Raw genomic sequence first — 18,820 nt, 5'->3', positions numbered from 1 at the left:
CGAAGACCCGCGCTCGGCAGAGTGCGGGTCTTTCGCGTTTCACCCACCGGCTTAGGCCATGTCCCGGTATTGGTGCAGCAGCCTGTTGAACCTTCGCAGCTTTTCGACCGCGTCCTCCGGCACCGGGTCGGGATGGAAGTGCATGACCTTGTTGCGGATGACCCGGATCGCGTCCAGCCGCTCGATGAAGACGGAGCGATCCAACGGCCAGCCCAGCTTCTCCCACGCCTCGTTGTTCTCCAGCACCCGCAGGTAATCACCGATGGTGAGCTTGTCGAAGCTCTCGACCTTCCTAGTGCAATACGGCTGAATGGAATCGACGTCGAAGGAGCGCCCGAGGATCCAGCGGAGCGTCTGATCCAGCTCACCCAGCTGAAAGAACGGCGTCGCCAACTCGCCGTAGCGCTGCGCGACATCGGCGGTCGTGACAATGCCTTCGATGACCTTGCTTTCGTTCAAGACGAAGACGAAATCGCGCTGCTGCAACGTGGGAAGCACCTCGAAGAGATCGCGATCATAAGGAACGACCTCCACCAGAGGATCGATCGCATCGGCGACGCTCGCCTCGGGCTTCTGGTGCATCGCCTGCGTGATCGAGCGCCATGTGACGGCACCACGCAGGTTACGAGGGCCGCTCAGGACCGCGAGCTGCGAGTAGTCGTTGAGAAGCATCTTCGTGATCGCTTCTTCAAGCGTGCTGTTCGGACTCACGGACTCGACACCACGCAGAGGTGACAGGTTCCCGACGGTCAGGCGGACGTTCAAGTCGTCGCCGCCTTCGTCGTCCTCCGCGACCGAAAGGTTGTCCATTTCAGACCTTCCCGCCGCCTGCGACTCGTCTTCCTCGTCGGGCGGCGTGATCAGCGAAACCGTCGTGTCCAGAGTCACCGCCCTGAAGCTGGGCGAAGTCACCAATCCATGGTTCGCGAGATCCGCTTCGATCTGACTGACCTGGTCGCCGCGATCCGTCACTCCCCAAAGCGCCAGGAGGTCACGGACGGAGAAGCTCTCGGGGTTCCGCTCGTCCGCGCGACTCCGCGCCTCCCGCAAGCGTGAATGGATCCGTTGCCGGTCCACGTCTTCGTTCCGCCGGTTGGCCGCGGCCGCCGCCGTCGAAATCGCCCGGTCGAGCAGTTCCTGCCGAACGGCGTCGAGCATCCGGCCCTGGTCGACCACGTACCAGGCGTGCCAGCCGTCGACGGCCCGCATGCCGGCGGCCACCATGGCCGCCCGTGACGGAGAACGGAACTCCTCACCGTCCGGGACGAGCCTGATCCGGCCTTTTTCGGTCACCGTCGCGTCGTAGGCGGCGCCGATACGGCTCCTCGTGAACCTGAGCTTCTCCCCCACCCCGACCAGACCGGCGTCCAACAAATCCGAAACCGTGACTCGGCGCCCGCGGATGAGGTGCATCGCCCGGCCGCCGGTCTCCTCCGCCACCACGCTCACCACTTCCCCAGGCCGGAGAACTTGCGGCGAGACCCGATCGCCTGCTTGAGCACCCTCTTCTCGAGTTCCGCCTGATTCAGGCGATCCACCCGGGTGAGTTGCAGTTCGGCCGCGAGGGCACGGAGGCCGTCCCGGTCCAGCTGCTGGGTTTCGAGGTAGGCAGCGCCCTCTTCAACAGTCTCCAGTTCACGAAGCCGCGCGGCGATGGCCACCACTTCCGCGTCCGGCCGTGCGACACCGGGCTGGGGCGTCACCTTCCTCTGTGCGACGCCAGGCCCTTCAGGACGCGACTCCGAGGAAGCCAGCCGATCGATGAGTCCGGCTTTGGTGAGGCTGCTGTAGCCGCGCAGACCGCGCAGCCTTGCCACTTTCCGCAATCCGGTCATGGGCAACCCGGTCGCTCTCAAGAAGATCCGTCGCTCATCGTCCGATGCCGGTTTCGAAAGCTCCCGCGCGACGAACTCCGGATCGCCGGAGGGCAGCAGGGACTCCGGTGCGGGGTCGGGTGGTGACGCCTGTGCGCCTCCGGTGCGCGAGACGGCGAGCCGAGCCTCCCCGCTGACGATCGCCTGCAGCGTGGCCTCGTCTTGCCGCCCGAGGAACTCGTACACCCGGGCGTGCAGTGCGACGGCATTCTTCAGTTCGTTCACCGGTGGCCACCCGACGACAAGGCGAGTGCGCCCAGTACCTCGTCCGTCAGCCGGTCGAACTCCATGACGACCTCATCTTTCGCGGAGGCGCCCAGCATCGCCGGTACCCCGCTCTCACCGGCGTCGCCGAAGTGCCGCGAACTGTTGCGGATCTTGCTGTCCAGCACCGGGACCCGGGAGTTCAGGCGCGCCTCTTCGATGTAGGTGTGCTGAGCGAGAACCACTTGCTGCGAGTAGATCTGCACCATCGTGAAGACCACTCCCAAGAAGCTCGGGTCGATCGTCCGATGACCACCACTACCGCCCTTGTGATTGACGAAGTCGTTGAACTGCTCCACCAGCTTCCCGCAATTACCGGCCAGATAGTCCAACCCCAGCGTGGACAGATAGTCCGCTTTGGCCGGTACGAGGATCTGCTCGCTGGCCACGATCGCGGTCTTGGTGACAAGGCCGAAGTTCGGCGCGCAGTCGATGAGCACCAGGTCGTAGCCGCTGAACCGGTCATCCTCCAGTGCGCGTCGCAGGCAGCCGTGCAGATCCAAGAACTTTCGCTTCGACCCGTCGAGAGTCGTCGTCCCGCCCAGCCGGGCGGCGAGTTCGAGGTCTATGTCGATGAGGCCGAGATGAGAGGAGATCAGATCGAGCTGCCCGCCGGTTTCCTTGAGAACGTGATTGGCCCGTTCGGGGGTGACGATCAAATCGGCGAGCGGCATGTCATTGCCGGGCGATTCGGTGTCATACCATTGCTTGATCGTCCGGCCGTCCTTGAGCCGATCGTGCCATTCGTCGACCGAGAAGAAGGAGAAGGTCAAATTCGTCTGCGGATCGAGATCGAGCAGCAGCACCCGGAGACCGCGGCTCGCGGCGACCGCGCCGAGGTTCGCGGTGATCGTCGTCTTTCCCACGCCGCCCTTGTAGTTCATGACCGCCACGACCCGCATACGCTTCTCCCCGTCCGTCTCGCATCCTGGCCTGACGACCTTTACAGGGCGCAGCTTCCAAAGCAACCGACGGACTCGAACATCGACCCCAATGTCCGCGACACTGGACCATTCGACGTAGCCGGATGAACGCGCGAACACAGAAAGTCAGAGATGGACACGAATCCATTCCATTCTCTTTTTCACGGCGACACCCGTTCTTTCTTGCCGATTTCGTCACGACAGGTGCCGGAATCGACGAATCGGGAAGAATGGATTCCCGTGGATATCGCGAGTCGGTGACCAGGCCGACCGACTGCCGTTCGTGGCCGGTCCACCACTAGGATGATCACTCGTCGCACAGCGCATCTGGAGGGACGTCGCCCGTGGCCGGTCGGTTCGGCGTTCTCCTCCGCGACGCCCGCCGCCGGGCAGGTCTGACTCAGGAGGGCCTGGCCGCCCGTGCGGGTGTCGGGGTCCGAACCATCCGCCGTCTCGAAACCGGTGGGGGCACCGATCCGCGCGTCGGCACCGTGACATTGCTCGCCGACGCCCTGGGCATCACCCCGCAGGAGCGCGCCGCCCTCCTCGCCGCCGCCGACGGCAGACAACCGGACGAGTCCGTCGAAGTACCGCCCAAGGACACCGGCGAGACACCGGTGGTTCCGGCCCCCTCGCTCGTCATCGTTCCCGAAGAGGTGTCCGAAGCGGCGGACCATCTGGCCACGATCATCGCCACCCGGCTCAGGCGGGAGGAGGAACTGCGCCGCGTGCACGACCCGTTCCCCCTGCCCGTGAGGTGGCGGATCGCGGGCGACCTCGCCGACCATTGGGACAACATCTGCCGCGTTCCGCACGGGATGACCGCCGAGCCGCTCGACCTCTCCGGTGAGATCGGCGACATCGCGGACATCTACCGCGGCATCCCGTCCCGGAAACTGGTGGTGCTGGGCCGCGCGGGAGCGGGCAAGACCGTGCTGACGCTGCGTTTCGCGCTCGACGCGCTGGCCGTCCGGGATCGCGGCGGCGTCGTGCCGGTGATCTTCACCGTCGGTTCGTGGGACCCGACCACGACGCCCTTGCGCACCTGGCTCGTCGAAACGCTTCAGCGCGACCATCCCGGCCTCTCCGCCGAGGCACCCGGCGGCTCGACACTGGCGGCCGTGCTGGTCGACACCGGGTACATCCTGCCCGTCCTCGACGGCTTCGACGAGATCGCCGCGGGCCTGCACCGGCCGGCGCTCGAAGCGCTCAATTCCCTGTCCGGGCCGCTGTTCCTGACCAGTCGCTTCGACGAGTACGAGCGGGCCGTCACCAAGTTCCACACGCTGACGTCGGCCGCCGTCGTGGAACTGACCGACCTCACCGTCGACGACCTCGCCGGCTACCTGCCCCGAACGGCACGGCGCCTCACTCCCGGCGGCTCGGCCACGGCGTGGGATCCGGTCTTGGCCGCGTTGCGTGACGCCGAAGCGCCGGCCGCGAACCTGGCCACGGTCCTGAAAACCCCGCTCATGGTCGGGCTCGCCCGTACGGTCTACAGCGACTCGCGCGACCGCGATCCGGCAAGCCTGCTGGACACCGGCCGCTTCCCGACGGCGCAGGCGCTCGAAGAGCATCTGCTCGACACCTTCGTCCCGACCGTCTGGGAAGCCGGCGACGTCCGGCAGCGCTGGGACCTCGAACAGGTCCGCCGCTGGCTGGGCTTCCTCGCCGACGACCTCGACCGGCGGGAAACCGGTGACCTCGAATGGTGGCGGATGGGCGGCTCGCTGACCCGGTGGTCGCGTGTCCTCCTGGTGACGGCCTCCACCTGGCTGACCACGGCGCTCGTCATCTGGTTCGTTTTGTGCCCGCTCAATTCACTCACTTCCGGGCTGCCGTTCCGGTGGCCCGTCGTCCTCGTCGACGGGCTGGCCAGCGGAGCCGTGATCGCCGTTCCGTTCGGTCTGCTGTATTCGTTCCTGGTGGTCCGCAAGGCCGGACCTCTCGAACCGACGCGCGTGCGGGTGCGGCTGTTCGACCGGCGGGCACGCCGGCCCCGTCTCCGGCGGAGGATCGCCGTCAGGTTCGCGGCGGGCGTGGGGGGTGGCGTGCTGGCGGCCGTCGCCATCACCCTCGTCGGTGTCTTCGTGAGGGCACTGTCGCCGGATCTCGTCGTGATCGACGATCTCGGCCGTCTCCTCCGCCTGATCCTCGTCGACGTCACTGTGTTCGGGCTCGCCTTCGGCCCTGCCTGCGGTGGGCTGCTGGCGCTCATCACCCTCCTCGAGGTACCCGCCAACCTGAGCACCGCCACCAGCCCCGCCGACCTGCTCGCGGCGAACCGCTCGACCGTGCTGCGCGTCGTCGGGTTGTTCGCGCCGGTACTCGCGATCGCGATCGGCCTCGGCAGTTTCGGGGCAGCGGCCGCGCTGGAGAGCATCACGGGTCCGTCCTTTCACCTCGTGCGGTCGTTCAGGGTCAGTGCCCTGCTCGGTCTCACCGCAGGGCTCGTCACAGCCTTCGCGTACGTGATCACCTTCACCGCGTGGGGCCAGTGGCTGGTCTTCACCCGCCTGCGGCTCCCTCTCCTCCGCAAGCTGCCGTGGGCCGTCACCGCGTTCCTGGACGACGCGTACCGGCGAGGGGTGCTGCGCCAGTCCGGCGCCGTCTACCAATTCCGGCACGCCCGGTTGCAGCAGCACCTCGCCAAGGCCTACCGCGCCCAGCACTAGGCCCTTTTCGCAGCTCAGTACCACCGGCCGTGAATGGCCGCCGCTCGACCTTCCGGCTCCGGCACGCCCTCGGCCAGCATGGGTCGCATCGACAAGCGGTCGGTGGGAAGGGGGAACCGGGGTGAGCACCGAGACTGCGCCGGCTGACATCTCCGGGATGTGGAACGTGTACTTCGGACGGCCCACACCGCCGGAGGGCGGGGTGAACTGGGAGGCCTACAGCCACGAAGAGCTGCACCGGATGCTGTGGCAGGACGCCGACATCGCGGACGTCGGCACGATCGCCGCGGACTGGTCCGCGCATCGGGCGGCGTTGGTCAACCACGCGGAAGTGCTGCGCGAGCAGCGCGCCGCGTTGCTGGACGGCTGGCGGGGCAGCGGCGCGGAGGAAGCGGCGAAGCGTCTGCTCGCGCTCGCCGAGCGGGTGGAGAAGATCGCGGAGCTCGCCCACGCCGGCGAGCGGGCCGCGCAACAGGCCGCCGACGCGCTGGCGTGGGCCAGGGCCACGATGCCCGCCCCGGCGGGTGATCCAGCCGCACCGATGACAAGCATGTTCATGGACTGGACCTTCGGCGGAGCGGGTTTCAGCTTCTACGCCGACACCGGCACGACCGACCTGCGAAAGCAGCGTGCCGTCCACACGATGCGGACCTACGAGTCGAGCCTGACGAATTCGAGCAGGCTGATCGGACAGGCACGGGGCACGATCCCGACCGCTTCGACCATGCCGGGCGGCGACACCACGGCGAGCGCCTCGGCCTCGTCGCCGGACGGCACTACCCCGAGCGGGTCTTCGTGGCAGCGCCTCACCGGGTCCGGCGGACTTGGGCAGGGCGCGACCGCCGCAACGCTCACCCGTGCCGGTGTCGCCGGGCCAGGCGCCTTCGTGAGCCCCCTCGCGAACGGCGCGCGAGTGGGAGCGGCGGCACTATCGGCCGCGCCCCGCGCGATGGCGGCGCACGCGGCGGCCGAACCGGCCGCGACGCGCACCGACTCCGTGGGCCAGCCGGCTCTGGCCGGCTCGGGCACGCATGGCCGGTCCGACGAGGACGACCACACCAACCAGCTGCCGACGATCGACCACGCGCTGTTCCCCCTCTCGGAGCCCGCCAGTGAGGCGGTCATCGGTCTTCCCGAGCGGGAGTGGCGATGAGCGCGGGGCGGGGAATCGAAGTCGAGCTGGAACTGCTCGACGCACGCATCACGACGCTGGCCGATCTCGGTGATCTCACCGCCGATCTGGTGGCCACCGCGAGCAGGCTCGCGGCACGGCTGCCGATGCTGGGCACCGCGCCGCCCGCCGCGCATCTGGCGAACCGCCTTCGGGAGGCCGCGGGAGGCTCCGGACTCGCGGGCGAGATCAAGGCCACAGAACGCGAAGTCAGGCAATACCGGCAGATGCTCGCGTCCGCCAAGCACAAGTACCAAGAGCAGGAAGAGCGAGCCGGCGACGACCTCAGGGGACGGGCGTCATGACCCCGCTCGACGAACACGGCAGCCGCTTCGAACTCGCGGAGCTGGATCTGCTCGCGACCTTCGCCGGCGTACCGCTGCCGTTCCCGTTGCGGATTCCGTCCTTCGGCCGGATCGCGGGCGAACGCGAGGCATCGCTTCGTGCCGCGGGTGGCTCGCTGGCCGAACGTGGCCTCGCCACGGCGGACGGACCGGCCGGCCTGGCCGGGACCCTGGTCGCCGCGCTGCGCGAGCACCACGGCTCGGTCGATCTGGTACTGGCCGACCAGGGAAGCTTGACGGGTTTCGCGGCCATGATCCACGAAGACCGAGCGGTCCTGTGCGGACAGCCGCTCGGCGGCGCGCCGAGCCCGGTGACCGTCATGAGGGTCGCGTACGACGCGCTCGCCGACACGTTCGCCGGGTTCCTTCCCGAGGTGCCTGCCGCACCGACCCTGCCGATCACCTGGTCTCCGGTGGCCGACGGCGACGCCCCGGCCGCCGAAGCGCTCGCCACCGTGCTGCCTTCGGTGGCGGGACGCGGCCAGCTCGGGGTCGTACGCAGATCGGGCGCCGAGAAGCGGCCACTCGAACTTTCCTGGCTGGACGGTCCTTCGGGGAGGGTCCGGATCGATCGCGACGACCGCGGCTGGGTGAGCGTCAACCCGTTGCGGCACAACGAACTCGTACACGCATTACGCGAGGCGGCGGCACTGGCCCGCCAGTGACGACGCGTTCCATCGAACAAGGAAGGGGAACACCATGGAGCCGGCACAATGGCTCGCCGACTACCGAGGCCGGCTCGAACGCGCCGCGGACGGTGCACGCCAGGCTCGGGAGAGTCTCGAACAGGCGGGGGCGACGGCACGCTCACCCCGGGGTGAGGTCACCGTCTCGGTCAACGCGGCGGGCGTGCTCGAAGGTGTCGCGTTGACGCCCGCCGCGCGCAAACTCGAAGCCGACGCGCTCGCGGCGCTGATCGTGACCACCGCACGCGAAGCACAGCGCCTCGCCGGCGAACGCATGGCCGACGTGATGGCGGGGTATCTCGGCGACGGCGCGGCACTCACCCAGCTCACCCGGCACCTCTCGCCGGAGGTCGTGCGATGACCGCGGAACGGTCCTACGCCGTCGATCCCGATCAGTTACGCCGGCACGCGGGCCGGCTCACCGCGCACGCCGACCAGTTGTCCTCGCTCGGTACAGCGCTGCCCGGCGAGATGCCGCCGACGGCGCTCGGACCGTTCGCACAGTGCTTCACCGCGGGCATCGGCGCCGCGATGAGCCGGACGCGGGACGCGTTCGCCCGCACCGCGTCGGTCATGGACGACGTCGGCGACGGCATGCGGAGGGCGGCCGAGCGGTATCAGAGCACGGACGAAGACCACGCCGCCCGCCTGAACCTCGATGGAGGCGCACGATGACGACGGCCGTGGAGATCACCACCGCGCTCGCGAACCTGCGCGTCGCGCGAGATTCCGTCGGTGGCAAGGAATGGCTGTCCGCGGAGCTCAGCGGTGAGCCCGCCGTCTCACTCGACATGCTCGGCTCGACGGCGAGCCCGCTTTCCGCGTTGGGCAGCGCCGGCTGCGACTTCCTGACGCCGATGATCTCGTTCCTCGAAGAGCCGCTCGGGCAGCTTCGCGGTGAGCCGGCATCGGTTTCGGCTCCCTCCGCCGAGCACGACAGGGTCTCGCAGGGCGCGAACTCCGTCGCCGAGGACTACGGCTCCACGACGGAGAACGAGACGAGCGAATGGTCCGGGGACGCCAAGCGGGACTACACCGCGACGGCGACGAAGCTGGTCGACGGGATCAAGACGGTCGCGGAGTCCGCGGCGACCAACGCGAAGGCGATGGTCGCGGCCGGTGAGGTGGTGGCGCAGGCCGTCGACATCGTCACCCGCCTGATCACCGAGGCCGTCGGGAAGATCGTGCCGATCATGACCAGGGCCATCGCGGCGGCGCCCGCGACCTTCGGGGCCAGCATCGCCGAGGCGATCCCTGAGTGCGTGGCGATCGCCGTCGAACACGGCGGCCGGATCGCGGCCAAACTGGCCGAATTGCTCGCCAGCGGCGAAAACCTCGTGAAGTTGCTCGAAGGCGTCGCCGGTGTGCTCGACGTCATCGAGAAGGGACTCACCGCGATCGGTGACGCCTCGACGAACTCCGAAAAAGACTGAGGGAGAAGAGAATGGGAACGAAGACCCAGCGGCTCGCCGGTGTCGCTCTGGCCGTCGCGCTCGCCGTGCCGGTCGCCCCCGCGGTGGCGGCCGAGACCGGCGATCACGCCGCCGTACAGACCATGCTCGACCGCTACCAGCGTCAGGCGGGCCCCGGCGCGGCCGTCCACGCCGGCGACGGCCAAGGCTCGTGGACCCTGTCGAGCGGATCCGCCACCACCCCCGGGCAGCGGCCCATCACGGCGGACGACCATTTCCGGATCGCCAGCCAGACCAAGACGTTCACCGCGGCCGTGGTGCTCCAGTTGTTCGACGAGGGGCTCGTCGACCTCGACGCTCCCATCGAGAGGTACCTGCCCGGCGTCGTCACCGGGAATTACGACGGCACCGTCATCACCGTGCGCCGGTTGCTCAACCACACCGCGGGGTTCCCGCACGACCCCGCCGGTGCGAAGACCAAGCCGGACGGCACGTTCGACCTGGCCACGCTCGTACACGCCGCGATGGACGACAAACCGGTTTCCGCGCCCGGGGCCTACCACTACTCCAACGTCGGCTACCTGGTCCTCGGCCTGCTGATCGAGAAGTTCACAGGCCAATACGTCGGCGACGCGATCACCGAGCGGATCATCGAACCGGTCGGGCTGACCGAAACCTCGTTCCCGCCGCCGGGAAAGCGGACGCTCACCAGTCCGTACCTGCCCGGCTACCAGGGCTTCCAGCTCGGTGGCGGCTACTTCTGGGTCGATATGACGACCTCGTTCGAGCTCTCGAAGTGGAGTGCGTCGGCCGCGATGGAATCCACCTTGACGGACCTCGCGAAATTCGAGCGTGCGCTCGTTTCGGGCGCTGTCGTCTCGCGGAAGGCCCTCGCGGAGATGCGCACCGTCGTGCCATGGACGCCGGGTTCCCCCGCCGGGTACGGGCTCGGGCAGTTCAGCATCCAGTTGTCCTGCGGCGGCGTGGCCTGGGGACACGACGGCGCCCTGCCGACCGGGCACGCGTCGCTCACGCTGGCCACCGACGACGGCCGGTTCGCGTCGGTCGTGACCAACTCGAACAAGCTCCCGACCGACCCGAGCGGCGTCGACGTCGCCAACGCCGCCCTGTGTGAGGGGAAGTAGATCGGCGACCCCGGCATCGCTCGGTCGTTTCGCGGTGCCGGGGTCGCCACGCCGGGTTTGTACAGATTTTGTACGGGCCTCAAGAACCTTCCATCGGACCGCGAAACTCGACGAAGGCGAGCGCCCATGTCCGAGCAGCTGCCCCCGGATCCCGTCCGCTCCCCGCTCTCCCGGCGTTCGTTGCTGCGCGCCGGTGGTGGACTCGCCGCGACGACGGCGCTGCTCGGCACCGGCGCGGTGTTCGCCGGACCGGCTTCGGCCGCGGTGCCGACGTCCAAGCGCTTCGACCTCACCAAGCCGACCTACGACGAGTTCCGCAGCAAGATCCTGCACGAGTCGCACCATGTGATGCAGGGCTTCACCTTCGACAACCAGAACGTGCGCATCTTCATCGTGAACGCCCGCAACGGCGGGACCGGGGACGATCTGTGCATCACCCAGGTCAACTTCTCCGGCGAGATCCAGGGCGCGATGCATCTCAACAACGCCGGGCACGGGGTGTCGATCGGCGTCGAACCGGTGGGCACCGACTCCTACATCTGGATGGAATGCGACTCGGACGGACCCACGGGGGCCGGTCGCGGGACGGCGCTGGCCCGGTTCAAGTTCGTCAACGGTGGCACGCCGTCGGTGAAGAAGTTCCTCACCGGCAGCGACACGATCACCTGCGCCACCGATCCGATCAACAAGCGGATCGCGGTACGCCGCAACGAAGGCGGCAAGATGTTCTACAGCGTCTACCCGCTCGCTTCCGCCGCGGCAGGCAACTTCAGTTCGCCGCTGGCGCATTTCGCGCAGCCCGCGCTGTCCACCGTGCCGGTGACCTTCCAGGGGTACGCCATCTACGGCCAGTATCTGTACACATTGGACGGTACGGGACACGCGGACCCCGCCGACATCAACTCCTACGTCACCTGCATCGACATGAACACCGGCCAAGTCAAGAGCCGCGCGCTGACCAAGGCGGGACAATCACTGGTGTTCCGCGAGCCGGAGGGGCTCGGGATCTACCGGAGCCTGGCCGGGGAAACGCGGCTGTACATCGGTTTCGGGTCGCGCAGCAGCATGGACAACATCAACCGCTACGCGAACCTGTTCTACAAGAACGTCCTTATCGACTGACGCCTCGCGGCGAACGCGGCCGCCGCCAAGGCGGCCGCGAAAAGCGCGTACGACGCCAGCAGACCGGCGCCCGAGGAACTCAAGGCGCCGCCCACGGCTCGCCCCAGCAATTGCCCGACGCATTCCGCGGTGATGACGGCGGTCGCGAGTTCCGCGGCGGTGAAACCGCTCGCGTCCGCTGTCGTGGCCCTGATGTACAGGCTCGGATAAGCGAGTCCGACACCGATTCCGGCGACCGCCCAGGCGACGAGAGCCGTGGCGAACGAACCACCGAAGGCCACGCCCGCGGTGCCAAGAGCGGTCAGACTCAGGCCCACGGCGGGAAAGCGTGCCGAGGAGAACTTGGCCGCCACCAGGCTGGTCACCGCCCAGCCCAGCGGCGCGGCGCTCAGCACGATCGCCGCCTGCCCGAGGCTCACGTGGAACTCGCTCGTCAGGAGCACGGTGATCAGGCTGTCCGCGCCGAAATAGCCGATCGCGAACAGCACCATGGCACCGAGCGCGGCGGGGGTTCCCGGCCGGAGCCGTGCGGTGCCCGGCGGCAGGATCGCGATCATCCCGACGGCGGTGATCGTCGCCCCAGCAAGCGCGAGCGGCCAGAAGCCCGCGCTGAACACGACGATCGCCGCTCCTAGCGGCACTGACAGCGTTCGTAGCAAGGGCCGGGAAGCGGCATCGGGTGCGTCGCCACGAGCGGCACGCACGACCAGCAACCGTCCGAAAAGGACGAACGGCACCGGCAGCAGGAGGGTCCATCGCCAGCCGACGAGATGTTCCAGGCCGAGGGTCGCGGCCGGGCCGACCAGGGCGGGCACGATCCACATGGCCGAGGACGCCGCGATCACGCGGATCCGCAGCCGGTCATCGAGATGCCGGATCGCCGAGCTGACACCGAAAATCGCCAGGAGACCACTCGCGAGCCCGGCGGAGAACTGGCCGAGGGCGAACATCCACGCCGTCCGCGCCACCGCGGCCAGGAAGAGGCCGCCGAGGTAGGCGATCATCCCGGCGGCGAGCGTACCGCGCGGGCCCAGGCGCGCGAGAACCCTGCTAGCCAAGGGAAGTGCGACGAACAGCCCTAGTGTCGAGCCGGCGATCAGGAGCCCGAGGTCGCTTCTCGCGTCGAGATCGGCGGCGACGACGGGCAGCAAGGTGGAGGCGACGAAGCCGGTGACGGCGGCCGCGAACTCGAGCGCGACGATGCCGACCGCCAGCCGGACTCCTGTCACGTGTAGAGGTCTCGGTCGTACCGGTTGAGCTGCACCCAGACCCCGTCGGGATCCTGGACGCGCAACGAGTGGCCGAAGCCCTCGTCCATCGGCGGGCCCGGCTCGAATCCGGCCGCCCGCAGGCGTTCCGCGACGTCCTCCAGTGGTTCGTCGGCTTCGAAGGCCAGCTCGCAGCGGCCCACGTCTTCGCCGGACGACCGATGGACGGCCAGCATCCCGCCCTCGGCGGGCATCTCGACCCAGCCGCCGGGACGCGACACCGGCCCCACCCGCAGGCCGAGCACCTCGTAGAACCGCGTCATGGCCTCGACGTCCGCGCTGTAGCGGATCGGCATGATCTTCATCGCTCGCGTTCCTCACTGGTCCGCAGCAGGTACTCCTCCAGCACCCGTTCGACGAACGACGAAAGCGACTCGTCGGCGTCGACGGACGCGTGCTTCACCCGCTTGATGAGGTCGTTCGGCAGATAGACGTTGAATTGCCGTTTGGCGACCTGGGTCATGCTCGCATGCTAGCAAGTGAGCACAAGCAGCACCGTGACCAGCGCCAGACCCGCACCGATCCACGGGATGGCGGTCAACGAAGCGGCCAGGTTTAAGGCCCCGGCGGCGAAGGCCGGGGTGAGGCTGATGCCCAGCTGGAAGGCCGAGACCGTGGTCGCGCCGGCGAGGGTCGGGGCCGAAGCGGCGATCGTGAAGACCCGCCCGTAGAGCGCCGGATTGAGCACGAAGGCCGCGACACCCAGCAGGAACACCGTCGGCACGACGACCCAGACGGAGGTGGCGAACAGTGCGAGCATCGCCGAAAAGACCGCGATGCCGACGGCGCCGCCGAGCAGCGCGTGGTGCGGGCGACGGTCGGAGATCCGGCCGCCGATCGACAGTCCGGCGAAAGCGCCGATCCCGAACAGCGCGAGGACCGCGGGGATCCAGACCGCGGGAAGGACGTCCGCGAGCATCGCCGCCAGGTAGTTGAAGGACACCATGTACGCGGCGGTGCTCAGGATGGTGATCGCGTAGACACCCCAGAGGCGTGGTGCCCGCATGGCGCGCAGTTCCCCCGAAAGGCTGGGTTCCGACGAAGGCGCGGTGGCGGGCAGGCCGACGGCGCACGCGACCACCCCCACGACGGTCAGCGTCACGACGCCCCAGAAACCGCCGGTCCAGTCGGTGAGGTTGCTCAGCAGGGTGCCCACCGGTCCCCCGGCGACCATGGCGACGCTGAGCCCCGCGACGACGACACCGGAGGCGCGGGCGTTGCGGTCGGGGGTCACCAGGCTGATCGCGGTCACGGCGGCGACCGCGAAGAAGCCGGCGTAGGCGAGACCGGCGACGAACCTGACGACCAGGAGGATCCAGTAGTCATCGGCGAGCAGACCGACCGCGGTGGCGGCGGCGAAGACGGCCTGAGTGGTCATCAATGCCGTGCGCCGTGGCCACTTCAAGCTCAGCACGGCGAACGGCGGACCACCCAGGACGACACCGAGGGCGAACGCGGTGATGAGCGCGCCCGCGGACGACAGGGAGACGCCGAGATCGGCGGCGGCCGCGGGCAGGACCCCGGCCATCAGGAACTCGGCGCTCCCCATCGCGAACAGGCTGAAGGCGAGGAGGTAGACCCCGGCGGGGAGGCGTTTCGTCTCGGTCATGCGGCCAGCATCGGGAGCTTCTGGCTGTTTCGGCAAAGAACTTTGCCGGAACCGGGACGAGCTGCTGAGCTGGCGACATGCAGGACCAACCCGCCGTCACCGCGGCGATCGAGCTGATCGCGCCCCGGCTGCGTCACGCCAGGGAGAAGAAGGGCACGACGCTGGTGGAGCTCAGCCGCGCCACCGGCATCTCCACCAGCACGCTGTCCCGCCTCGAATCCGGACAGCGCAAGCCGAGCCTCGAACTGCTGCTGCCGGTGATCGCCTCGCTGGGCCTGCGCGTCGACGAGATCGTCGCCTCACCGAGGGTGCTCGGACCGCCATCAGACGGCCGGGTGCTCATCCCGCTCACCCGGCACGAGGACGGGCCCCGCGCCTACAAGATGACGATTCCGGCGGGCGACGACGATCCCCGCCCGCGAACGCACGCCGGCCGCGAATGGCTCTACGTGCTGCGAGGCAGGCTGCGGCTCGTGCTCGGCGACCAGGATGTCGTGCTCGGTCCCGGCGAGGCCGCCGAGTTCGACTGCCGGACACCGCATTGGTTCGGCGCCACCGGCCGCGGGCGGGTCGAGGTGCTCAGTCTCTTCGGCAGGCAGGGCGAACGGGTCCACGTCCGCGCCCGCACCCGGTGAAGTCAGACGCGCTGCTGGATACGGATCAGGTTCCCGGACGGGTCGCGGACGGCGCCGTCACGCAGGCCGTACGGCTGGTCGGTCGGCTCCTGGATGATCTCGGCGCCCGCCTCCTGCAGGTGTTTGAAGAGACCGTCGAGATCGTCGGAGGAGAACAGGATGCCCGCGTAGGTGCCCTTGGCCATCATCTCGCCGATCACCCGGCGCTCGTCGTCGGTGATGCCCGGGTCGACGGCGGGCGGGTGCAGCACGATCGACACGGGCTGCCCCGGCGGGCCGACGGTGAGCCAGCGCATGCCGTCGTAGCCGACGTCGTTGCGCACCTCGAAGCCGAGGATGTCGCGGTAGAAGGCCAGTGCTGCTTCGGGGTCGGTCTGCGGGAGGAAGCTCCCGTGAATGGCGATGTCCATGACGGTCACGCTAGGTGAGACCGGTTCGCGGCGCTTCTCGATTCCTGATCGCTCTTCACCGCCGCCTGGATCGCGGCGACACTGCGATCGACGTCCGCTTCGGTGGTGCTCCAGTTGGACACGGAGATGCGCATCAGGCGCCGTCCATGCCAAGTGGTCGCCCCCATCCAGCACTCGCCTGACCGCTGGAGCGCTTCGACGACGCGATCCGTTTCCTCCTCGAAGGCGACGAGGACCTGGTTCAACACCACGTCGTTCACGACGGTGACGCCCTCGCACGCTTCGAGTTTCTCGGCGAACCTCCTGGCCAGCGCGCAGCATCGTTCGACCAGCTCGCCGATCCCCTCGCGGCCCAGCTCGCTGAGCGCGGCCCACGTCGCGAATCCGCGCGCCCGGCGGGACGACTCCGGCACGAAGTCGCCCGGCGCTCTCACGCCGCCGTCACCCTGGCCGGTCAGGTAAGCGGCGGTGACCGCCATGGCGGCCCTGTGCGATTCGGGATGGGCACAGAACGCGTAGCCGCTGTCGTACGGGACGTTGAGCCACTTGTGCCCGTCGACCGCCCAGGAATCGGCCGCCTCCAGTCCCGTTGTCAAGCGCCTGAGCGTGGGAGCGGCGGCCGCCCAGAGCCCGAACGCGCCGTCGACGTGGACCCACGCGTCGTGCCGCCGGGCGATCTCCGTCGCGGCGGCGAAGTCGTCGAACGCGCCGGTATTCACGTTTCCGGCCTGGAGGCAAACGATTGCGGGCCCGTCGAGCGTTCGTTCGAGATCGGCGATGTCGATGGCGCCTTGGCCGTCCGCGCGGACCGGGTGCACGGCGTCGGTGCCCAGGCCGAGCAAGCGGAGGGAGCGGTCGATCGACGCGTGCCGCTCTTCGCCGGCGACGACCTTCAGAGGCGGCGCCCCGTGCAGTCCTCGGCGCTCGACGTCCCATCCGGCCCGCGCCAGCACGTGATGCCGGGCGGCGGCCAGGCCGACCGTGTTCGCGCCCTGCCCGCCGGTCACGAAGCCGAAGGAGGCGCCGGACGGGAGGCCGAGGACCTCCTTGAGCCATTCGCCCGCCACCTCCTCGACGATCGCGGCGGCGGGCGAGGTGACCTGGTTGAACGCGGGCTGGTCCCACCCGGTCGCCAGCATGTCGGCCGCCGTCGCGGCGTCGAGCGCGCCACCGGTGACGAAGCCGAAGTACCTCGGCCCGGTGTTCGCCACCAGCGCCGGCTCGACGGCACCGGCCAGCCGCCGGATCACGTCGGCGGGCGGGACGGGCTTCTCGGGCAGGTCACCGAGCTTCTCCCGGACGCCAGTCGTGTCGTCCGGGAAGACCGGGGCGTCGGCGACGCTTTCGCGGTAGCGGGTGACGCGGGCAGCGACGTCGGCCAGCAGATCTCGCAACTCAGTCACTCGACGGCTCTCTTTCGATCGTCGCGAACCACGCTGGAGCACCGTCTTCGTCGTGGAACCTCGTCCGGACGCGCTCCTCCACGATGGTCTTCACGCGCCATCCTGCCCCGAAGGGCTTTGTCAGCGCTTCACGTTTTACGGGGTGCGGCCCGGCGTTCTCACCGTCGCTGAAACACAGGATGTAAAGCGTCCCCTTGGTGACCGCTTCGAGGCTCTTGACGTACGCGACGCGCTCGTCCGCGTCGAAGGCGTGGAAGAGCCCGCAATCGAGCACCGTGTCGAAGCGCTGCCCGAGCCGCTCCAGGTGAAGCGCGTCCGCCGTCACGAACTCGGCCTCGAGCCCGCGTTCGCGCGCCTTCCGCCGCGCGAGGGCGAGGGCCGTCTCGGCGACGTCGACGCCCAGCACCGAAAGTCCTTGCGACGCAAGGTGAAGCGCGTTCTCTCCCGATCCGCATCCCGCATCGAGCACCCGGCCGGTGAACCTTCCCGCCGCCCTGACGACCGCGGGTTGAGGTCCGCCGAAATCCCAAGGGGCGGGGCCGTCGCGGTACGACACGTCCCAGGGCAGGCCGGTCATGCGCTCGTGACCGGTCGGTTTCCTGCCGCCGAACGGATCTTCTTCCGGCATGGTGACCGCCCTTCCCGCACTCCGACGTGACGCGACAGCGCAGAGCTTAGGCACGACGGCCGTGACCAGGGCGTCATGTGATGTTGGGAAACCTTGTTTGACCTGCGTCGGAATGCCCCGGTACCGTGTTGTGTTAGCACTCTTGTCGGCTGAGTGCCAATGCACGAAGGAGCAGCAGTGCCCACCTACCAATACGCCTGCAAGGAATGCGACCACGCTTTCGAGGCCGTGCAGTCGTTCTCCGACGCGAGCTTGACCGTGTGCCCGCAGTGCTCGGGCCCGCTTCGCAAGGTCTTCAGCTCGGTCGGCGTGGTCTTCAAGGGCAGCGGGTTCTACCGCAACGATTCGCGTGACTCGAAGGCCAACACGACCTCGGCCCCGGCCAAGACCGAGACGAAGTCGGAGTCGAAGACCGAGTCCAAGCCGGAGACCAAGAGCGCGGCATCTTCCTCCACGGGTACGACGAAAACGGCCGCCGCCGCTTCCTGACGTCCCGAGTTGTCCACAGGCCCCCGGTTATCCACAGCCGGGGGTTTTCGTTCTTTCCAGGGCCGCGCACCGGCCCCTAACGTCGAGATCATCACCGATCGACGAGGGGGATCCCGTGCTCCATTACCTGCCCGCCCTGCGAAGACTCCACGGCAGGCCCGCGCGGCTGCTGCGCCGCTGGCTTGCCCTTTCCCTGCTGCTCAGCGGCCTGATCGCGCTCTTCCTGCCCGCGTCGGCACGCGGTGCGCCCGGCACCGCGACCGTGGTCTCCGCCCGTGACCTCCCGGCCGGGTCGGTGCTGCGCGCCGCCGACCTCAAGCTCGTCGACCTCCCGGACGACGTCCGTCCACAGGGCGCGATCGGCCTGCCCGCCTCGGCGGAGGGGCGGCTGCTCGTCGGTGCGGCACGGGCGGGTGAACCGCTGACCGATGTCCGCCTGCTGGACGCGGCCATCCCCGGATCGGGTGATCCCGAGAGTTCGACCGTCCCGGTGAGGCTCGCCGACGCCGGTGTCGCGGAGCTGCTCAGGCCCGGCCAACGGGTCGACGTCGTCGCGGCCGCCGAAGCCGGGCGCGAAGCATCTGTGCTGGCCAGCATGGCCGTCGTGGCGGCGGTCGGCGACCAAGGCACCCGCGATCCGAAGTCCTCGGGCGCCGGGAGCAAGGGACCTTTGGTGCTGCTTTCCCTGCCTTCCGCGATCGCGACACGGGTCGCGGCCACCTCGCTGGAACGGTCCATAACGGTTACCCTCCGCTAGCTCGC

Annotated in this window: 22 protein-coding genes; 12 read left to right on the top strand and 10 right to left on the bottom strand. The window is 68.8% G+C overall.

The window, feature by feature from the left end; genetic code table 11:
- Window positions 1-51: 51 nt before the first annotated feature.
- Genes ACIRGA_RS05710 through ACIRGA_RS05700 form a run of 3 tightly spaced genes read right to left on the bottom strand, consistent with a single transcriptional unit; the run spans window position 52 to window position 3,040 of the window.
- Window positions 52-1,440 (bottom strand): CBS domain-containing protein, encoded by a 1,389-nt coding sequence (locus ACIRGA_RS05710; RefSeq protein WP_400936932.1) that lies wholly within the window; start codon window positions 1,438-1,440, stop codon window positions 52-54.
- A gap of 5 nt (window positions 1,441-1,445) precedes the next feature.
- The gene (locus ACIRGA_RS05705; RefSeq protein WP_400936930.1) at window positions 1,446-2,099 is read right to left on the bottom strand and encodes a hypothetical protein; all 654 of its coding nucleotides are present in this window, start codon (window positions 2,097-2,099) and stop codon (window positions 1,446-1,448) included.
- Entirely contained in the window at window positions 2,096-3,040 is a 945-nt protein-coding gene (locus ACIRGA_RS05700; protein WP_400936927.1) for a ParA family protein, read from the bottom strand. Before ACIRGA_RS05700 ends, ACIRGA_RS05705 begins: the two co-directional genes overlap by 4 nt.
- Before the next feature lie 365 nt (window positions 3,041-3,405).
- Between ACIRGA_RS05700 and ACIRGA_RS05695 the strand changes: the two genes are divergently transcribed.
- The 9 genes from ACIRGA_RS05695 to ACIRGA_RS05655 all read left to right on the top strand — a co-directional run bounded on the left by ACIRGA_RS05695 (window position 3,406) and on the right by ACIRGA_RS05655 (window position 11,616).
- A complete protein-coding gene (locus ACIRGA_RS05695; RefSeq protein ID WP_400936925.1) occupies window positions 3,406-5,736 on the top strand; it encodes a helix-turn-helix domain-containing protein in 2,331 nt (776 codons plus the stop codon).
- Window positions 5,737-5,857: 121 nt separating this feature from the next.
- Window positions 5,858-6,889: a hypothetical protein gene (locus tag ACIRGA_RS05690; RefSeq protein ID WP_400936922.1), complete on the top strand. Its 1,032-nt coding sequence runs from the start codon at window positions 5,858-5,860 to the stop codon at window positions 6,887-6,889.
- Window positions 6,886-7,212 carry a hypothetical protein gene (locus tag ACIRGA_RS05685; protein ID WP_400936919.1) on the top strand — a complete coding sequence of 109 codons (327 nt, stop codon included), beginning with the start codon at window positions 6,886-6,888 and terminating at the stop codon, window positions 7,210-7,212. The genes ACIRGA_RS05690 and ACIRGA_RS05685 overlap by 4 nt, the downstream gene beginning before the upstream one ends.
- Window positions 7,209-7,916, top strand: coding sequence for an ESX secretion-associated protein EspG (locus tag ACIRGA_RS05680; protein WP_400936916.1), 708 nt, complete (start codon window positions 7,209-7,211; stop codon window positions 7,914-7,916). Before ACIRGA_RS05685 ends, ACIRGA_RS05680 begins: the two co-directional genes overlap by 4 nt.
- Before the next feature lie 34 nt (window positions 7,917-7,950).
- Window positions 7,951-8,298, top strand: coding sequence for a YbaB/EbfC family nucleoid-associated protein (locus ACIRGA_RS05675; RefSeq protein ID WP_400936914.1), 348 nt, complete (start codon window positions 7,951-7,953; stop codon window positions 8,296-8,298).
- Window positions 8,295-8,612, top strand: a complete 318-nt coding sequence (locus tag ACIRGA_RS05670) for a WXG100 family type VII secretion target (protein ID WP_400936912.1) — start codon at window positions 8,295-8,297, stop codon at window positions 8,610-8,612. The genes ACIRGA_RS05675 and ACIRGA_RS05670 overlap by 4 nt, the downstream gene beginning before the upstream one ends.
- Complete coding sequence (locus ACIRGA_RS05665) at window positions 8,609-9,370, top strand: hypothetical protein (protein ID WP_400936909.1); 762 nt, start codon at window positions 8,609-8,611, stop codon at window positions 9,368-9,370. The genes ACIRGA_RS05670 and ACIRGA_RS05665 overlap by 4 nt, the downstream gene beginning before the upstream one ends.
- An 11-nt stretch (window positions 9,371-9,381) precedes the next feature.
- Window positions 9,382-10,494, top strand: a complete 1,113-nt coding sequence (locus ACIRGA_RS05660) for a serine hydrolase domain-containing protein (protein ID WP_400936906.1) — start codon at window positions 9,382-9,384, stop codon at window positions 10,492-10,494.
- A gap of 126 nt (window positions 10,495-10,620) precedes the next feature.
- Complete coding sequence (locus ACIRGA_RS05655; RefSeq protein WP_400936904.1) at window positions 10,621-11,616, top strand: teichoic acid biosynthesis protein C; 996 nt, start codon at window positions 10,621-10,623, stop codon at window positions 11,614-11,616.
- On the opposite strand, the gene ACIRGA_RS05650 is transcribed toward ACIRGA_RS05655, so the two are convergent.
- Genes ACIRGA_RS05650 through ACIRGA_RS05635 form a run of 4 tightly spaced genes read right to left on the bottom strand, consistent with a single transcriptional unit; the run spans window position 11,592 to window position 14,493 of the window.
- Window positions 11,592-12,845 (bottom strand): MFS transporter, encoded by a 1,254-nt coding sequence (locus tag ACIRGA_RS05650; protein ID WP_400936902.1) that lies wholly within the window; start codon window positions 12,843-12,845, stop codon window positions 11,592-11,594. The two genes, ACIRGA_RS05655 and ACIRGA_RS05650, sit on opposite strands and share 25 nt — an antisense overlap.
- Window positions 12,842-13,189, bottom strand: coding sequence for a VOC family protein (locus ACIRGA_RS05645; RefSeq protein ID WP_400936900.1), 348 nt, complete (start codon window positions 13,187-13,189; stop codon window positions 12,842-12,844). The genes ACIRGA_RS05650 and ACIRGA_RS05645 overlap by 4 nt, the downstream gene beginning before the upstream one ends.
- Complete coding sequence (locus tag ACIRGA_RS05640) at window positions 13,186-13,347, bottom strand: CopG family transcriptional regulator (RefSeq protein WP_400936897.1); 162 nt, start codon at window positions 13,345-13,347, stop codon at window positions 13,186-13,188. The genes ACIRGA_RS05645 and ACIRGA_RS05640 overlap by 4 nt, the downstream gene beginning before the upstream one ends.
- A 9-nt stretch (window positions 13,348-13,356) precedes the next feature.
- Window positions 13,357-14,493, bottom strand: a complete 1,137-nt coding sequence (locus tag ACIRGA_RS05635; RefSeq protein ID WP_400936894.1) for an MFS transporter — start codon at window positions 14,491-14,493, stop codon at window positions 13,357-13,359.
- A gap of 77 nt (window positions 14,494-14,570) precedes the next feature.
- Between ACIRGA_RS05635 and ACIRGA_RS05630 the strand changes: the two genes are divergently transcribed.
- Window positions 14,571-15,128, top strand: coding sequence for a helix-turn-helix domain-containing protein (locus ACIRGA_RS05630; RefSeq protein ID WP_400936891.1), 558 nt, complete (start codon window positions 14,571-14,573; stop codon window positions 15,126-15,128).
- A gap of 2 nt (window positions 15,129-15,130) precedes the next feature.
- Here ACIRGA_RS05630 and ACIRGA_RS05625 read toward each other — a convergent pair whose 3' ends face one another.
- From ACIRGA_RS05625 to ACIRGA_RS05615, 3 genes are read right to left on the bottom strand one after another with little or no spacing between them, the layout of a single operon-like run.
- The gene (locus ACIRGA_RS05625) at window positions 15,131-15,538 is read right to left on the bottom strand and encodes a VOC family protein (protein ID WP_400936888.1); all 408 of its coding nucleotides are present in this window, start codon (window positions 15,536-15,538) and stop codon (window positions 15,131-15,133) included.
- 5 nt (window positions 15,539-15,543) lie between these two features.
- Window positions 15,544-16,941, bottom strand: coding sequence for a pyridoxal phosphate-dependent decarboxylase family protein (locus ACIRGA_RS05620; RefSeq protein ID WP_400936885.1), 1,398 nt, complete (start codon window positions 16,939-16,941; stop codon window positions 15,544-15,546).
- On the bottom strand, window positions 16,934-17,518 hold the full coding sequence (locus ACIRGA_RS05615) for a class I SAM-dependent methyltransferase (protein ID WP_400937359.1): 585 nt from the start codon (window positions 17,516-17,518) through the stop codon (window positions 16,934-16,936). The genes ACIRGA_RS05620 and ACIRGA_RS05615 overlap by 8 nt, the downstream gene beginning before the upstream one ends.
- Before the next feature lie 228 nt (window positions 17,519-17,746).
- Between ACIRGA_RS05615 and ACIRGA_RS05610 the strand changes: the two genes are divergently transcribed.
- Together ACIRGA_RS05610 and ACIRGA_RS05605 are read left to right on the top strand one after the other, a co-directional pair.
- Window positions 17,747-18,058, top strand: a complete 312-nt coding sequence (locus ACIRGA_RS05610) for an FmdB family zinc ribbon protein (protein WP_395875232.1) — start codon at window positions 17,747-17,749, stop codon at window positions 18,056-18,058.
- Window positions 18,059-18,173: 115 nt separating this feature from the next.
- Entirely contained in the window at window positions 18,174-18,815 is a 642-nt protein-coding gene (locus ACIRGA_RS05605; RefSeq protein WP_400936882.1) for an SAF domain-containing protein, read from the top strand.
- The last annotated feature ends 5 nt before the right edge of the window (window positions 18,816-18,820 follow it).

The organism is Amycolatopsis sp. NPDC102389, assembly GCF_044765885.1.
Taxonomy (GTDB): domain Bacteria; phylum Actinomycetota; class Actinomycetes; order Mycobacteriales; family Pseudonocardiaceae; genus Amycolatopsis.
Note: the sequence above shows the minus strand (reverse complement) of the source record. Positions and strands in the feature narration are given on the sequence as shown.

What these genes read in the sequence shown, in the direction of transcription:
- ACIRGA_RS05700 (WP_400936927.1), bottom strand. Translation starts at nt 3,040, where the DNA reads ATGCGGGTCGTGGCGGTCATGAACTACAAGGGCGGCGTGGGAAAGACG.
- ACIRGA_RS05685 (WP_400936919.1), top strand. Translation starts at nt 6,886, where the DNA reads ATGAGCGCGGGGCGGGGAATCGAAGTCGAGCTGGAACTGCTCGACGCA.
- ACIRGA_RS05680 (WP_400936916.1), top strand. Translation starts at nt 7,209, where the DNA reads ATGACCCCGCTCGACGAACACGGCAGCCGCTTCGAACTCGCGGAGCTG.
- ACIRGA_RS05675 (WP_400936914.1), top strand. Translation starts at nt 7,951, where the DNA reads ATGGAGCCGGCACAATGGCTCGCCGACTACCGAGGCCGGCTCGAACGC.
- ACIRGA_RS05670 (WP_400936912.1), top strand. Translation starts at nt 8,295, where the DNA reads ATGACCGCGGAACGGTCCTACGCCGTCGATCCCGATCAGTTACGCCGG.
- ACIRGA_RS05665 (WP_400936909.1), top strand. Translation starts at nt 8,609, where the DNA reads ATGACGACGGCCGTGGAGATCACCACCGCGCTCGCGAACCTGCGCGTC.
- ACIRGA_RS05660 (WP_400936906.1), top strand. Translation starts at nt 9,382, where the DNA reads ATGGGAACGAAGACCCAGCGGCTCGCCGGTGTCGCTCTGGCCGTCGCG.
- ACIRGA_RS05655 (WP_400936904.1), top strand. Translation starts at nt 10,621, where the DNA reads ATGTCCGAGCAGCTGCCCCCGGATCCCGTCCGCTCCCCGCTCTCCCGG.
- ACIRGA_RS05645 (WP_400936900.1), bottom strand. Translation starts at nt 13,189, where the DNA reads ATGAAGATCATGCCGATCCGCTACAGCGCGGACGTCGAGGCCATGACG.
- ACIRGA_RS05640 (WP_400936897.1), bottom strand. Translation starts at nt 13,347, where the DNA reads ATGACCCAGGTCGCCAAACGGCAATTCAACGTCTATCTGCCGAACGAC.
- ACIRGA_RS05635 (WP_400936894.1), bottom strand. Translation starts at nt 14,493, where the DNA reads ATGACCGAGACGAAACGCCTCCCCGCCGGGGTCTACCTCCTCGCCTTC.
- ACIRGA_RS05630 (WP_400936891.1), top strand. Translation starts at nt 14,571, where the DNA reads ATGCAGGACCAACCCGCCGTCACCGCGGCGATCGAGCTGATCGCGCCC.
- ACIRGA_RS05625 (WP_400936888.1), bottom strand. Translation starts at nt 15,538, where the DNA reads ATGGACATCGCCATTCACGGGAGCTTCCTCCCGCAGACCGACCCCGAA.
- ACIRGA_RS05615 (WP_400937359.1), bottom strand. Translation starts at nt 17,518, where the DNA reads ATGACCGGCCTGCCCTGGGACGTGTCGTACCGCGACGGCCCCGCCCCT.